This window comes from Sphingobium sp. TomTYG72, assembly GCF_055394715.1.
Genome location: NZ_AP027336.1, coordinates 818,234 through 832,391 on the forward strand (window position 1 = coordinate 818,234; position 14,158 = coordinate 832,391).

The 14,158-nt window shown below is 61.5% G+C and carries 12 protein-coding genes and 1 tRNA gene; 8 read left to right on the forward strand and 5 right to left on the reverse strand.

Translation table 11 applies throughout. The features are described from left to right. Positions 1-2 precede the first annotated feature (2 nt). Together ACZ5U1_RS04220 and alr are read left to right on the forward strand one after the other, a co-directional pair. A complete protein-coding gene (locus ACZ5U1_RS04220; RefSeq protein ID WP_464779511.1) occupies positions 3-1,988 on the forward strand; it encodes an acetyl-CoA carboxylase biotin carboxylase subunit in 1,986 nt (661 codons plus the stop codon). A gap of 253 nt (positions 1,989-2,241) precedes the next feature. Then, positions 2,242-3,288 (forward strand): alanine racemase, encoded by a 1,047-nt coding sequence (gene alr, locus ACZ5U1_RS04225; protein ID WP_464779512.1) that lies wholly within the window; start codon positions 2,242-2,244, stop codon positions 3,286-3,288. Positions 3,289-3,333: 45 nt separating this feature from the next. On the opposite strand, the gene ACZ5U1_RS04230 is transcribed toward alr, so the two are convergent. Beyond that, a complete protein-coding gene (locus tag ACZ5U1_RS04230) occupies positions 3,334-4,506 on the reverse strand; it encodes an acetyl-CoA C-acetyltransferase (RefSeq protein WP_464779513.1) in 1,173 nt (390 codons plus the stop codon). 45 nt (positions 4,507-4,551) lie between these two features. Next, positions 4,552-5,640 (reverse strand): alpha/beta fold hydrolase, encoded by a 1,089-nt coding sequence (locus tag ACZ5U1_RS04235; RefSeq protein WP_464779514.1) that lies wholly within the window; start codon positions 5,638-5,640, stop codon positions 4,552-4,554. On the opposite strand from ACZ5U1_RS04235, the gene phaR reads away from it, so the two are divergent. Beyond that, complete coding sequence (phaR, locus tag ACZ5U1_RS04240; protein WP_464779515.1) at positions 5,639-6,229, forward strand: polyhydroxyalkanoate synthesis repressor PhaR; 591 nt, start codon at positions 5,639-5,641, stop codon at positions 6,227-6,229. The genes ACZ5U1_RS04235 and phaR overlap by 2 nt on opposite strands. Before the next feature lie 81 nt (positions 6,230-6,310). After that, entirely contained in the window at positions 6,311-7,837 is a 1,527-nt protein-coding gene (gene proS, locus ACZ5U1_RS04245; RefSeq protein WP_464779516.1) for a proline--tRNA ligase, read from the forward strand. 114 nt (positions 7,838-7,951) lie between these two features. On the opposite strand, the gene hslU is transcribed toward proS, so the two are convergent. Both hslU and hslV read right to left on the reverse strand, forming a co-directional pair. Then, entirely contained in the window at positions 7,952-9,253 is a 1,302-nt protein-coding gene (hslU, locus tag ACZ5U1_RS04250) for an ATP-dependent protease ATPase subunit HslU (protein ID WP_464779517.1), read from the reverse strand. A gap of 132 nt (positions 9,254-9,385) precedes the next feature. Further along, positions 9,386-9,928 carry an ATP-dependent protease subunit HslV gene (gene hslV / locus ACZ5U1_RS04255; RefSeq protein ID WP_464779956.1) on the reverse strand — a complete coding sequence of 181 codons (543 nt, stop codon included), beginning with the start codon at positions 9,926-9,928 and terminating at the stop codon, positions 9,386-9,388. Between the two features lie 199 nt (positions 9,929-10,127). Between hslV and ACZ5U1_RS04260 the strand changes: the two genes are divergently transcribed. Further along, positions 10,128-10,316 (forward strand): hypothetical protein, encoded by a 189-nt coding sequence (locus ACZ5U1_RS04260; RefSeq protein ID WP_449472385.1) that lies wholly within the window; start codon positions 10,128-10,130, stop codon positions 10,314-10,316. A gap of 28 nt (positions 10,317-10,344) precedes the next feature. Here the strand turns inward: ACZ5U1_RS04260 and ACZ5U1_RS04265 are convergent, their stop codons facing one another. Beyond that, on the reverse strand, positions 10,345-10,470 hold the full coding sequence (locus ACZ5U1_RS04265; RefSeq protein WP_097091531.1) for an entericidin A/B family lipoprotein: 126 nt from the start codon (positions 10,468-10,470) through the stop codon (positions 10,345-10,347). A 137-nt stretch (positions 10,471-10,607) separates the two neighbouring features. Between ACZ5U1_RS04265 and ACZ5U1_RS04270 the strand changes: the two genes are divergently transcribed. The 3 genes from ACZ5U1_RS04270 to ACZ5U1_RS04280 all read left to right on the forward strand — a co-directional run bounded on the left by ACZ5U1_RS04270 (position 10,608) and on the right by ACZ5U1_RS04280 (position 14,156). Beyond that, positions 10,608-10,682: transfer RNA gene (locus ACZ5U1_RS04270), tRNA-Val, on the forward strand. Between the two features lie 115 nt (positions 10,683-10,797). Beyond that, positions 10,798-13,032, forward strand: coding sequence for a S9 family peptidase (locus ACZ5U1_RS04275; RefSeq protein ID WP_464779518.1), 2,235 nt, complete (start codon positions 10,798-10,800; stop codon positions 13,030-13,032). A 98-nt stretch (positions 13,033-13,130) separates the two neighbouring features. Beyond that, a complete protein-coding gene (locus ACZ5U1_RS04280) occupies positions 13,131-14,156 on the forward strand; it encodes an aspartate-semialdehyde dehydrogenase (RefSeq protein ID WP_464779519.1) in 1,026 nt (341 codons plus the stop codon). Positions 14,157-14,158 lie beyond the last annotated feature (2 nt).

The window sequence follows — 14,158 nt, forward strand, 5'->3', positions numbered from 1 at the left end:
CTATGCCAATCACCAAGATCCTGATCGCAAACCGTGGCGAAATTGCGTGCCGCGTCATCCGCACGGCGCGGAAGATGGGCATCAAGACCGTGGCGGTCTATTCGGATGCCGACGCCCGCGCGCCGCACGTGCTGCTGGCCGATGAAGCCGTTCATATCGGACCGTCGCCTGCCTCCCAGTCCTATCTGATCGCCGAAAAGATCATTCAGGCTTGCAAGGATACGGGCGCTGATGCCGTCCATCCGGGCTACGGCTTCCTTTCGGAGCGTGAGAGCTTTCGCAAGGCGCTGGACGCCGAGGGCATAATCTTCGTCGGCCCGCCCGCCAACGCCATCGCCGCGATGGGCGACAAGATCGAGTCCAAGAAGCTCGCCATGGAAGCGGGCGTCAATGTCGTCCCCGGCTATGTCGGCGTGATCGAGGACACCGAACATGCCGTCCGCATCTCCAACGAGATCGGCTATCCGGTGATGATGAAGGCTTCGGCCGGCGGCGGTGGCAAGGGCATGCGCCTTGCTTATTCGGAGCAGGACGTCCGCGAAGGCTTCGAAGCGACCAAGCGCGAGGGCCTCAACAGCTTCGGCGACGACCGCGTTTTCATCGAGAAGTTCATCGAAAGCCCGCGCCACATCGAAATCCAGATACTGGGCGATCAGCACGGCAATATCGTTTACCTGAACGAGCGTGAATGCTCGATCCAGCGCCGCCACCAGAAGGTGGTCGAGGAAGCGCCTTCGCCCTTCGTCTCGCCGGAAATGCGCAAGAAGATGGGCGAGCAGTGCGTCGCTCTGGCGCGCGCGGTCGGCTATTTCAGCGCCGGTACGGTCGAACTGATCGTATCGGGCGCGGACAAGACCGGCGATGGCTTCTACTTCCTGGAAATGAACACGCGGCTTCAGGTGGAGCATCCGGTCACGGAGGAAATCACCGGCCTCGACCTCGTCGAGCAGATGATCCGCGTCGCCAATGGCGAGGAACTGAGTTTCCGTCAGGAAGATGTTAAGATCAACGGTTGGTCGATTGAGAACCGCGTCTATGCCGAAGACCCCTATCGCGGCTTCCTGCCCTCCACCGGGCGCCTGATCCGCTACAATCCGCCCGAAACTGGCGATGGCGTGCGCGTCGATGACGGCGTGGTCGAAGGCGGCGAAGTGTCGATGTTCTATGACCCGATGATCGCCAAGCTGATCACGTGGGCGCCGACCCGTCTGGAGGCGATCGACAAGCAGATCGCCGCGCTCGACCAGTTCGAGATCGAGGGACCGGGGCATAATATCGATTTCGTCTCGGCCCTGATGCAGCATGAGCGTTTCCGTTCGGGCAACATCACCACCGGCTTCATCGCCGAGGAGTATCCGGAAGGCTTCACCGGCGCTCCTGCTTCCGAAACGCTGCTGAAGAAGCTGTCGGCGATCGGTGCTTTCGCCGCCATGGCGCAGGCCGATCGCGCCCGTCGCATCGACGGGCAGCTTGGCAAGAAGTTGCGGGCTCCCACCAACTGGCAGGTGAAGATCGGCGAGGCGGTCCATGACGTGGCGATCAACGGGGATGACGTCACCGTGGATGGCGAAGCCATCGACATGGCGCTGGAATATACGCCGGGTGATCGCCTGATCGAGGCGGAGTTTGGCGAGGAATTGCTGGCGGTGAAGATCGCGCCGGTTCGCTCCGGCTTCGTGCTGACGGCTCATGGTGCAAGCCACAAGCTGCGCATCCTACCTGCTCATGCGGCAGTTCACGCCAAGCATATGATCGAAAAGATCCCGCCTGATCTGTCGCGCTTCCTGATCTGTCCGATGCCCGGCCTGCTGGTCGCCCTGAACGTCAAGGAAGGCGACAAGGTCGAGGCTGGCCAGCCGCTTGCGGTGATCGAGGCGATGAAGATGGAAAATATCCTGCGCGCTGCCAAGGCGGGCGTGGTGAAGAGCGTGTCGGCCGCGCAGGGCGAAAGCCTGCCGGTGGACGCGATCATTCTGGAACTGGAATAGGAATTGGAATTGGGTGCGGTGGGATTGTCTCCTTACCGCGCCCAAATCTTGTTGATGCCAAAACCCCGCGCTGCGTAAGCCGATAGGGGCTGCGTCAGGTTCGGTCTTTCAGGGGCCGATGGGCTGTCTGCGGTTGGATGAAGGGGCCAGCTCTCAGAGGCTGTCACGTCGGCAGCGCCGCTGACCCCGGAGCAAGAAGCCGCGCCCTTCGAAACCCTCGACGCCTGTACTGGATGCCGCTATCGCAACGGCGATGACCGGATTTACCGCTCCGCTGCGCCTTCGCCTCGATGGCGATGCACTTGTGAATAACTGGCGCTGGTTGCAACGGCTTAGCGGCGGCGCTGCATGTGGCGCCGCTATCAAGGCGAATGGATACGGCACCGGCGCGGTCGAGGTGATGCGCCGCCTGCTTGTCGCCGGTTGCCGGGACTTTTTCGTGTCGAACTGGGCTGAAGCGGCTTTGCTGGAGCCGATGCTACAGGATGGAATCAGCCTGTCGGTATTCCACGGCGTGCGCGGTGAGGATATGCAGGCCGCGATCGCGTCGCGCGCGCGGCCCGTTCTCTGCACTGCGGGTCAGATCGCGCGCTGGAAGGCTGCTGGCGGAGGTGCCTGCGACATCATGGTTGATACGGGCATGAATCGGCTCGGACTGGATTGGCGGAGTGACGTTGCCGCCGCTTTGGACGGGTTGACCGTTGACACGCTGCTCAGTCACCTGGCGTCGGCCGATGAGGATACCGGGCTTAGCAAACTGCAACTTGATCGGTTCGGCGCCTTGCGGGGTGAAGCTACCGCGCGCCGTTACAGCTTGGCGAACAGCGCGGGCATTTGCCTGGGCCAAGCCTATGCATTTGACCTGACGCGGCCGGGGCTGGCGCTTTATGGGGGTGTTCCCAGAACCGAAGCGGCCGGAAACATCGCGCAGGTCGTCTTTCCGCAGGCGCAGGTCCTGCAAAGACGCCATGTGCCCGCAGGGGATGGTATCGGCTATAACGCGGTGCATATCGCCGAGCGCGACATGGAAATAGCTGTGTTGAACATCGGCTATGCGGACGGCTATCTGCGCTGTTTTTCCGGCCGAGGGATGGTTAGCGCAGGCGATGTTCAACTGCCGGTCGTGGGGCGCGTTTCGATGGACCTCGTTGCGGTGGATGTCTCTGCGATGCCGTCGGTGTCGGAAGGGGATTGGCTCGACATCGCCTACGACTTGCCCGCGACCGCGTCGCTATCTGGCCTGTCGCAATATGAATTGCTGACCGGCCTTGGTCCCCGTTACGATCGGCTCTGGGAATAAGGATGTGGTAGGCCGCCGAACTCGATCCGGCGGCCCAACTACCAGCTATCTTTCGATGCACATGGCAACGCCCATGCCACCACCGATGCATAGTGTGGCAAGGCCCTTCTTCGCATCGCGCTTCGGCATTTCATAAAGCAGTGTGGTTAGAACGCGCGCGCCCGACGCTCCAATCGGATGGCCGATGGCGATCGCGCCGCCGTTCACATTGACCTTTTCCGGGTCCCATCCAAGTTCCTGCCCAACCGCCAGCGCCTGGGCCGCGAACGCCTCGTTCGCTTCGATCAGGTCAAGGTCAGCGAGCGACCAACCCGCCCTGGCAAGCGCGTTGCGGGACGCGGGGGCGGGGCCGATGCCCATGATCGCAGGATCAACCCCACAGGTAGCAAAGCCTGCGATGCGCCCAAGAATGGCAGTGCCCCGCTGGGCGGCATCGGCTGCGGTCATGAGGACGAGTGCGGCAGCGCCGTCATTGATGCCACTGGCATTGCCTGCGGTTACGCTGCCGTCCTTCTTGAACGCCGGGCGCAGGCTCTGCATTGCTTCCAGTGTAGCGCCAGCGCGAATATATTCGTCGGCATCGACGATGGTATCACCCTTGCGACCCTTCACGGTCACCGGGACGATCTCGTCCCTGAACCGGCCGGACGCCCGCGCGGCTTCCGCCTTGTTCTGGCTTGCCACGGCGAACTCATCCTGCGCTTCGCGGCTGATCTGATACCGCTCCGCCAGATTTTCGGCAGTGACGCCCATGTGGTAGTTGTTAAACGCATCGGTCAGGCCATCGTGCGTCATCGTGTCGATGAATGAGATCTGCCCCATCTTCGCGCCGCCACGCAGATATTGCGCATGGGGAGCGAGCGACATGCTTTCCTGCCCGCCCGCTATCATGATGCGGGCATCACCCGCCTTGATCGCCTGCGCCGCGAGCGCGACCGCGCGAAGACCCGAACCGCATAGCTGGTTGATGCCGATGGCCGTGCGTTCCACAGGTATTCCGGCGTTGACGGCGGCCTGACGCGCGGGGTTCTGCCCCTGCGCCGCACTCAGGACTTGGCCCAGTATGACCTCGTCGACTTCCTCCGCCGCAATCCCGGCCTGATTGAGCGCCGCGATGATGGCGGTGCGTCCCAACTCATGCGCAGGCGTGGACCCGAATGCGCCCATGAAACTGCCGACGGCGGTACGCTTTGCAGCGGTTATGACGATGTCTGACAAAATCCTGTCCTCGATGAAGGGTTTCGGCTCGGGGCTGCAATATCATCAACCTCCATGGGTTGAAAGCCATAGGGACAAAGGGTGCCAGAGGAGTTGAGGGGCGTTGCTTCCGACGATCATCCCGACATGGCCGAGTTGCAGTGTAAAACCATCGGCCAGTTCCGGCGCGGCGCTGGCCGGGACGATGCGGTCGGTGGCGGATCGGACGGAGAATGTCGGGCAGCGAAGGCTTTCAGGATCGACCGTTTTGCCATCGACTCGCCATTGCCGGTGGCCAGTGACATTGCTTCCGTAGAAGTTTTCGAACAGCTCCTGGCCCGCCGCGAAGGTCAGGGGCGATCCACCATTCGCCCAATCCTCCACGGCCAGGAAAGCGCGCTCCGCTTCAGAGCCTGGCTCCATTCCGGCGAATGCCGCATATTTCCGGATGGTGCGGGCCGGGTCCATCGCCCAGAAGCCCGATTGCAGCACTTCCATCGGCACATAGCCGAGCTGCTCGCTGGTGGCCTTCGCGCCACGCCAGAGCGATGCGATAAGGTTGCGGTCGGCATCGGGAAAGCCATCAAATTGCCACGGCGCCGCGATGGTGGCGACGGCCTTCACCTCGGCAACCGCCGCCGCTCCCAGCGCAAGGCTGCCCCCCAGACAATAGCCCACGAGGATGGGCGGGTGGGGGAGCGCTTCCAGCAGAGTAAGAAGGCGCTTGGTCACATGATGCTCAAGGTCAAGGTGCGCGTCATCGGCGCGGGGGCTGCCCCAATCGACCAGATAGGCGTCATGTCCTGCTGCGGCCATGTGGCGCAGCATGGATCGCCCTTCTGACAGGTCCAGAACCTGGGGCGGGTTGATCAGCGAGGGGATGAAGACCACGGGCGCACGATCATTTTCCTTGCCGTATCGCAGCAATCTGGTGCTTCCGGCTGCAGCAAAGACGGCGGGCGCCGGTGGGGGAGGCGGCCGGATGGCGGCCTGATATTTGCGCAAGCCCTGGAAAGCTGCGCGTCGCAGATCAGGGTCATGCTCCGTTTCCCGCCATAAAATGTCGAGAAAGAGGGGCAATGGGCGAGGGCCATGTTGCGGTGCGGCAACGCCTTGTGCTAATGCGGAAAGTGCAGGTGTGGGAGAGGAATCCATGGCCAAAACCAAGACCGCCAATGAATCAGAGCCGGTCATTATCAAGAAATATGCGAACAGGCGTCTCTATAACACGGAAACGTCCAGTTACATCACCCTTGATCTGCTGTCGCAAATGACTCGTGAGGGGCGCGAGTTCGTGGTCGTGGATGCCAAGACCGGGGAGGACATCACGCATAATGTCCTCACGCAAATCATCATGGAGGAAGAGCAGCGGGGCAAGAACATGCTGCCCGTCAACTTCCTGCGCCAGCTGATCGCCATGTATGGCGATTCCATGCAGTCGATGGTGCCGCAATATCTGGAAGCGTCAATGGACGCGTTCCGCAAGAACCAGATGCAGTTCCAGGAAGCGATGAAGGGCGCCTTCGGCGGCGGTCCGCTGGCGGAGATCGCGAAGCGCAACATGCAGATGATCGAAGCCGCGGCGAATGCCTTTGGCAACGTGCCCGGAATGCCCACCATGCCGGGAATGCCGGGCGCGCCTACTCCTGCGCAGCCGACGTCCGAAAGTAGCAAGGACGACGAGATCGCGAATTTGAAGGCGCAGCTTTCCGCCCTCAATGCGAAGATCGACAAGCTGGGCTGAGCCCGCGCGTTCGGGGTCGACGGGACGGCGCGCTTCGCCTATGGCGCGCCATCCTTTAAGTCGAAGAACAAGGCCGGACCCGTGAAGCACGCCCTTTCCGTTACCCGCGAACAGGATTTCGCCGCCTGGTATCAGGCCGTCGTCAGCGAAGCCGATATGGCCGAGGAAAGCGGCGTTCGCGGCAGCATGGTCATCCGGCCATGGGGCTATGGCATCTGGGAACGCATCCAGAAGTTGCTGGATGAACGGATCAAGGCAACCGGCCACGAAAACTGCTATTTCCCCCTCTTCATCCCGCTTTCCTATTTCGAAAAGGAAGCGGAGCATGTTGACGGCTTTGCCAAGGAAATGGCGGTCGTCACGCATCACCGCCTGATCCAGAAAGACGGCAAGCTGGTGCCTGATCCGGAGGCAAAGCTGGAGGAACCGCTGGTGGTTCGTCCGACTTCGGAGACGGTTATCGGCGCGGCCTTCTCACGCTGGGTGCAGAGCTGGCGCGACCTGCCGGTGCTGATCAACCAATGGGCCAATGTCGTTCGCTGGGAAATGCGCACGCGCATGTTCCTGCGCACCGCCGAGTTCCTCTGGCAGGAAGGGCATACGGCGCACGCCACCGTCGATGAGGCGATGGAAGAGACGATGAAGATGCTGGAGGTCTATCGCAGCTTCGCGGAGGAATGCGTTGCGCTCCCGGTGGTCGCTGGCGAGAAGCCGGAAAATGAGCGCTTTCCCGGCGCTGTCGCGACCTATTCCATCGAAGCGATGATGCAGGACGGCAAGGCGCTTCAGGCGGGCACGTCGCATTTCCTCGGCACGACTTTTTCGCGGGCGCAGAACATCAAGTTCCAGAATGCGGAAGGGCAACAGGAGCTGGCGCAGACGACCAGTTGGGGTATGTCGACCCGCATGATCGGCGGCCTCATCATGGTGCATGGCGACGATGACGGCCTGCGCGTGCCGCCGCGTCTGGCACCCTATCAGGTCGTGGTCGTCCCGATGCTGCGCGACAATGACGAGGATGCCGCGATCCTGGAGTATTGCGCCGATCTGGTCGCCGAGTTGAACAAGCAGGACGTATTCCGCGAGCCCGTCCGCGCGCTTCTGGACAAGCGACCCGCCAAGGCCGCCAACAAGCGCTGGGGCTGGGTGAAGAAGGGCGCGCCGATCGTCATCGAAGTGGGCGGCCGCGATGTTGCGGGCGGGAACGTATCGGTTCTGCGCCGTGACCGGCTGTATCGGGAGGACGGGAAGCTCGACAGCCAGATCGTCGCAAAGGGCGATTTCCTGAGCGCGGCGACCGGCATGCTGGAGGAGATTCAGCAGGCGCTCTTCGCCGACGCCCAGTCGCGGCTGCATGGGAATATCGACAAGTCGATTGCGTCGCTGGATGCGCTCAAAGCCCATTTCGCTGCGAGCAAGAAGCAGGGCTGGGCGCTGGTGCAATGGGCCAAGCCCACGGGTCCGGCGCTCGATAAGGTGATCGAGTGGCTGAAGGGCGAGAAGCTGACGCTGCGCAACGTGCCGCTGGATGCGGACGCTGCTGATGGTGCGTGCATCTTCACCGGCGAGAAGGCGGTGGAGCGAGTCTTGGTAGGGCGTTCTTACTAATCAATCTCCCCTCCCGCAGGCGGGAGGGGATCAAGGGGTGGGGCCTCCGAAGGAGGCTCGCTACTCTCGCACCCACCCCAACCCCTCCCTTAAAAGGGAGGGGCTTTATGTTAGTTACAGCACATATTTGCTGAGGTCAGTGTTGCGCGCCACTTCGCTCAGCTGCTTCTCGACATAGGCCGCATCGACCACCAGAGTCTCGCCCTGACGATCCTCCGCATCAAAGCTCACATCTTCCAGCAGCTTTTCCATGACCGTCTGGAGGCGGCGGGCGCCGATATTCTCGATCTCGCCGTTCACCTCGGCGGCGATCTTCGCGACCGCGCGAATACCGTCGGGCGTGAGGTCGATCGTGACGCCTTCCGTCGCCAGCAGTGCGCGATATTGCGCAACAAGGCTCGCCTTGGTGTCTGACAGGATCGAGACGAAGTCATCTTCCGTCAGCGCCTTTAGTTCGACGCGGATCGGCAGGCGGCCCTGAAGCTCGGGCAGCAGGTCGCTGGGCTTTGCGACGTGGAAAGCACCCGATGCAATGAACAGGATGTGATCCGTCTTTAGCGGCCCATATTTTGTCGAGACCGTCGTGCCTTCGATCAGCGGAAGCAGGTCGCGCTGCACGCCTTCGCGACTGACGGACCCGCCGCGCACGTCGCTGACGGCGATCTTGTCGATCTCATCGAGGAAGACGATACCATTCTGTTCGGCGCTTGCGATGGCGACGCGGGCAACATCGTCCTGATCCAGCCGCTTGTCCTGCTCTTCTTCGACCAGCTTGTCCCAAGCCTCGGCGACGCGCAGCTTGCGGCGCTTCTTCTGGGTCTGGCCGAACGCCTTTGACATCATGTCGGACAGGTTGATCATGCCGATCTGCCCGCCCATGCCGGGGATTTCCATCGGCATGGAGGGGCTGTCGGCCACTTCCACCTCGACTTCGACATCATTCATCTGGTCGTTTTCGATCCGCTGACGGAAGGAGAGGCGGGTCGCCTCGCTCGCTTCCTTGCCGGTGAGGGCATCGAGCAGACGGCTCATCGCGGCCTCGGAAGCAGCTTCACGCACGGCTTCGCGGCGACGATCCTTTTCAAGACGCACCGCTTCCTCGACCAGATCGCGCACGATCTGTTCCACATCGCGGCCGACGTAGCCGACTTCGGTGAACTTGGTGGCTTCGACCTTCACGAAAGGTGCGTCGGCGAGCTTGGCAAGGCGGCGGCTGATCTCGGTCTTGCCGCAGCCGGTGGGGCCGATCATCAGGATATTCTTGGGCGTAACCTCGTCGCGCAGATCGGGCGATAGGCGCTGTCGACGCCAACGGTTGCGCAGCGCCACGGCAACGGCGCGCTTGGCATCGGCCTGGCCGATGATGTGTGCGTCGAGAGCGGAAACAATGGCCTTGGGTGTCAGATTGTCGTTCATCTTCTTCTCACTCCCCTCCCGCAAGCGGGAGGGGCCGGGGGTGGGGGCGATTGCGAAAGCGATCGACTTCAACTTTTAGGGATAGGGAAAATGCCCACCCCAACCCCTCCCGCTTGCGGGAGGGGCTTTACATCAACTCAGGCTCGCCAATTCTTCGACCACAAGCTGATCGTTGGTATAGACGCAGATATCTGCGGCCACGGCCATCGCCTTACGCGCAAGCGTCTCTGCATCTTCCTCATACTCCACCAGCGCGCGGGCTGCTGCGAGCGCGAAATTGCCGCCTGATCCGATAGCCGCCACGCCGCCAACCGGCTCCAGCACATCGCCATTACCCGTCAGGATCAGCGTCACTTCCTTGTCGGCGACGATCATCATCGCCTCCAGATTGCGGAGATATTTGTCGGTGCGCCAGTCCTTGGCCAACTCCACTGCGGCGCGCATCAACTGCCCATTGTGCCGTTCCAGCTTCGCTTCAAGCCGTTCGAACAGGGTGAAGGCGTCGGCCGTGGCCCCCGCAAAACCGCCGATGACGGAACCGTCATGCAGCCGACGAACCTTGCGGGCGTTAGGCTTCATCACCGTTTGACCCATGGAAACCTGGCCGTCACCGGCCACGATCACCTTCCCATTTTTTCGTACCGACATGATGGTGGTGCCGTGCCAGACGGGCATGGCGGAGGAGCGTTGGTCGTTCATGGCGCGGCATATGGGTGCGAATGGGCTACCGCGCAAGCATAGTAGCGGAGGGCGTTGGATCGTGTCATTTTCTGGACAGATTTATGACAATCCGTTCAGGAACCGATCCCGGTCAATTGACTTTGTGCAGAGCAGCAAAGATCATGTCCGGACGGTGAATGGGAGGAAATTTCACATGTCTCTGAAAGCCAGAGCACGAGAGAAGGTCGAGCGGGCAGGGATTTCCAACTATACCTTCGACCATGACGTCCTTGTGATGTGCGGCGTCCGCTACACCATCGCGGCATGCAACTGCGGCCAGCCGGATTGCGACGGCGTGAAGCTGGAAAGAAGCGCGGCCATGACTAACCGCGTCCTCCAATAATCAGTGTGAAGGTAAGGCTGACTTATCCTTACATCGCCCTCTCACCGGCCCGGCCGACCGATTCAATGTCCCGGCCAACGCCCTTGACGGTGTTGCAGGCCGCCAAGCTGGTGAGAAGAAGCCCAGTGATCATGAGGGCAATGGTCTGACGCATCGATAGTCACTCCCTGTATCGTTCCTGCCACTAAACTTTCACGCCTAAAAGGCAATGAGTGCAATTTGCAACTCCCCGTCTAAGCTCGTCTTGACAGGAGCCGTGGCCGATGCCAATGGCCGCATCCTCCTTTCAGGGGGCGCGTAGCTCAGCGGTAGAGCACACCCTTCACACGGGTGGGGTCACAGGTTCAATCCCTGTCGCGCCCACCATGATCTCCTCCGGTCATGGTGAGAAAGATTATGTCCCTACATTGATCTTTTCGTCCGCTCCGCGTTAACTCGCGGCGATACATCCGGCTGTCTTGGCCGAGGCGAAAGGATAAGGATGTCCTCATTGTTGAAGGGCAGCACAGCCGCTGTGGCACTGCTGGCAAGTGCTGCCATCCCGGTTTCCGCACAACAGCAACTGACGCTGGAGCGCGTCTTCGCCAATCCCGATCTGTCGGGGCCTCAGCCGCGCGCGCTGAAGCTCTCGCCGGATGGCAAGCTTGTCACGCTCCTCAAGCCGCGTGCGGACGAGAAGGAACGGCTGGACCTTTGGGCCATCGACAGCGCGACCGGAGCGGAGCGCATGCTGGTAGATTCAAGGAAGACCGGCAGCGGCGCCGAGCTTTCCGAAGCGGAAAAGATGCAGCGCGAACGGGATCGGTCGGTTGCAGGCAGCACCGGGATCGTCGGCTATGACTGGGCTCCCAATGGCAGGAGCATCCTCGTCCCGGTGGATGGCGATCTTTACCTTGCATCGCTCGATGGCGAGGTGTCGCGCCTGACCAACAGTCCTACCAGTGAACTGAACGGCGTGGTCAGTCCCAAGGGCGGCTTTGTCTCCTTCGTGCGCGACGGCAACCTCTTCGTGCAGCCGATCGGCGGGCAGGAGTTGCAAGTGACGCAGGGGGCGAGTGACACGGTCAGTTGGGGCGTGGCCGAATTCGTGGCGCAGGAGGAAATGGACCGGCGAACCGGTTATTGGTGGTCGCCCGATGACCAGTTGATCGCGGTTGCTCGCGTGGATGAAGGACCGGTCGGTATCGTCACCCGCACCGCAATCGGCGGCGAAGGCACGAAAGTCTATCAGCAGCGCTATCCTGCTGCGGGGACTCCCAACGCGCTGGTCGATCTTTATGTCATGCGGCCGGATGGCGGTGGCCAGGTGAAGGTCGATCTTGGCGATGAAAGTGACATCTATCTGGCGCGGGTCGATTGGTCGAAGGACGGCCGGACCCTTTACGTCCAGCGCCAGACCCGTGACCAGAAGCGGCTCGATCTGCTGGCGGTCGATCCTGCGACGGGCAAGTCCAGGGTCGTCCTGACCGAAAGAGCGAAAAGCTGGATCAACCTCAGCAACAGCTTCAAGCCGCTGAATGATGGCAGCTTCCTGTGGTGGTCGGAGAAGACGGGGCACGGCCATCTCTACCATGTTCGCGGCGGCAAGTGGGTCGCGCTGACCAGTGGTGCATGGGAAGTACGGGACGTGGTGGCGGTCGATGAGCGTCAGGGCATCGTCTATTTCACCGGCAATCGCGAAACGCCTTTGGAGCAGCAGCTTTACGCTGCCGCCCTGTCAGGCAAGGGGCCGTTGCGGCAATTGACCAGCAATGGCTGGTGGAACGATGCGGTGATGGACAGCGGCGCAACGCATCTGGTGATCTCCCGCAGCAACACGGACCAGCCCAAGCAAGTCTATCTGGCCTACGGCAGCGGCAAACGGCTTCGCTGGCTGTCGGAAAATGCCATGACCGGGGATCACCCCTATGCCCCCTACCTCGCCAGTCATGCAAAGACGCGGTTCGGCACGATCAAGGCGGCGGACGGATCAACGCTCTACACGCGGATCATGACCCCGCCTCTGGAAGCCGGCAAGAAATACCCCGTCTTCATGCTGCATTATGGCGGGCCGGGAGCGGGCAGGGTCGTCACTAACCAATGGGGATCGCCCGTCTATCAATATCTGGTGGATCGCGGCTGGATCGTCTTTGCAGTCGATAATCGCGGCACCCCGGATCGCGGCAAGGCGTTCGAGGATCAATTGTATCGTGCAATGGGCACGGTAGAAGTCGACGACCAGCTAAAGGGCGTCGAGTGGTTGAAATCTCAGCCCTATGTCGATCCGCAGCGGATCGCGACCTATGGTTGGTCCTATGGCGGCTATATGTCGGTCAAGCTGCTGGAAAAGGCGCCAGGCCTGTTCTCTGCCGCGATCGCGGGCGCTCCCGTTACCCGCTGGGAGCTTTACGACACACATTATACCGAGCGTTATCTGGGCAAGCCACAGGATCGGCCAAACGCCTATCCGGCGTCCGGAGCGGTAGACGATGCCGTCAAGATCAAGGACCCGATGCTGCTTATCCACGGCATGTCCGATGACAATGTCGTATTTGACAACGCCACCGCATTGATGGCCCGGATGCAGGCGGCCGCCGTGCCGTTCGAGATGATGGTCTATCCTGGTCAGACACACCGCGTGGGCGGCCCCGGCATCAGCGTCCACCTGTGGCGCACGATCGAGGACTTCCTTCGTCGTAACGGAACCGCGCCCGAAGAGCCGCAGCCAGCTAAATAAAGGCTATCCACCCACAAAGCCGCTTCATGCTGGACAATTGCCGGGACAACGCTATGGCGCGCCCTTGCGCAATTTTGCATGGAGTGGAGTCTTTAGTCATGGGTTACAAGGTCGTCGTCGTTGGTGCCACGGGCAATGTGGGCCGCGAAATGCTGACCATTCTCGCCGAGCGCGAGTTCCCGATTGACGAGATCGCGGCGGTCGCATCGCCCCGGTCGCAGGGCACCGAAATCGATTTCGGTGACACTGGCAAGACGCTCAAAGTCAAAAATATCGAGCATTTCGACTTCACGGGATGGGACATCGCCCTGTTCGCCGCTGGCTCCGGCCCGACGGCTGAATATGCGCCCAAGGCGGCTGCGGCCGGTTGCGTGGTGATCGACAATTCGTCGCTCTATCGCATGGACCCGGACGTGCCGCTGATCGTGCCCGAAGTGAACCCGGACGCGATCGATGGCTATAAGAAGAAGAACATCATCGCGAACCCGAACTGCTCGACCGCGCAGATGGTCGTGGCGCTCAAGCCGCTGCATGACGCCGCGAAGATCAAGCGCGTCGTCGTCGCCACCTACCAGTCCGTTTCCGGCGCGGGCAAGGAAGGCATGGACGAGCTGTTCGAACAGTCGCGTAACATTTTCGTCGGCGATCCGGCGGAGGCCAAGAAGTTCACCAAGCAGATCGCCTTCAACGTGATCCCGCACATCGACGTCTTCCTGGACGATGGTTCGACCAAGGAAGAATGGAAGATGGTCGCGGAAACCAAGAAGATCCTCGATCCCAAGGTGAAGGTCACGGCCACCTGCGTCCGCGTGCCCGTATTCGTCGGTCACTCCGAAGCGCTGAACATCGAGTTCGAGAACGAGATTTCAGCCGAGCAGGCTCAGAACATCCTGCGTGAAGCGCCGGGCGTCATGCTCGTCGATAAGCGTGAGGATGGCGGTTACGTCACTCCCGTCGAGTGCGTGGGCGACTATGCAACCTTCGTCAGCCGCGTCCGCGAGGACTCGACCATCGACAATGGCCTCTCGCTCTGGTGCGTCAGCGACAATCTGCGCAAGGGCGCTGCGCTTAACGCTGTGCAGATCGCCGAACTGTTGGGCCGCCGTCACCTGAAGAAGGGCTGAGG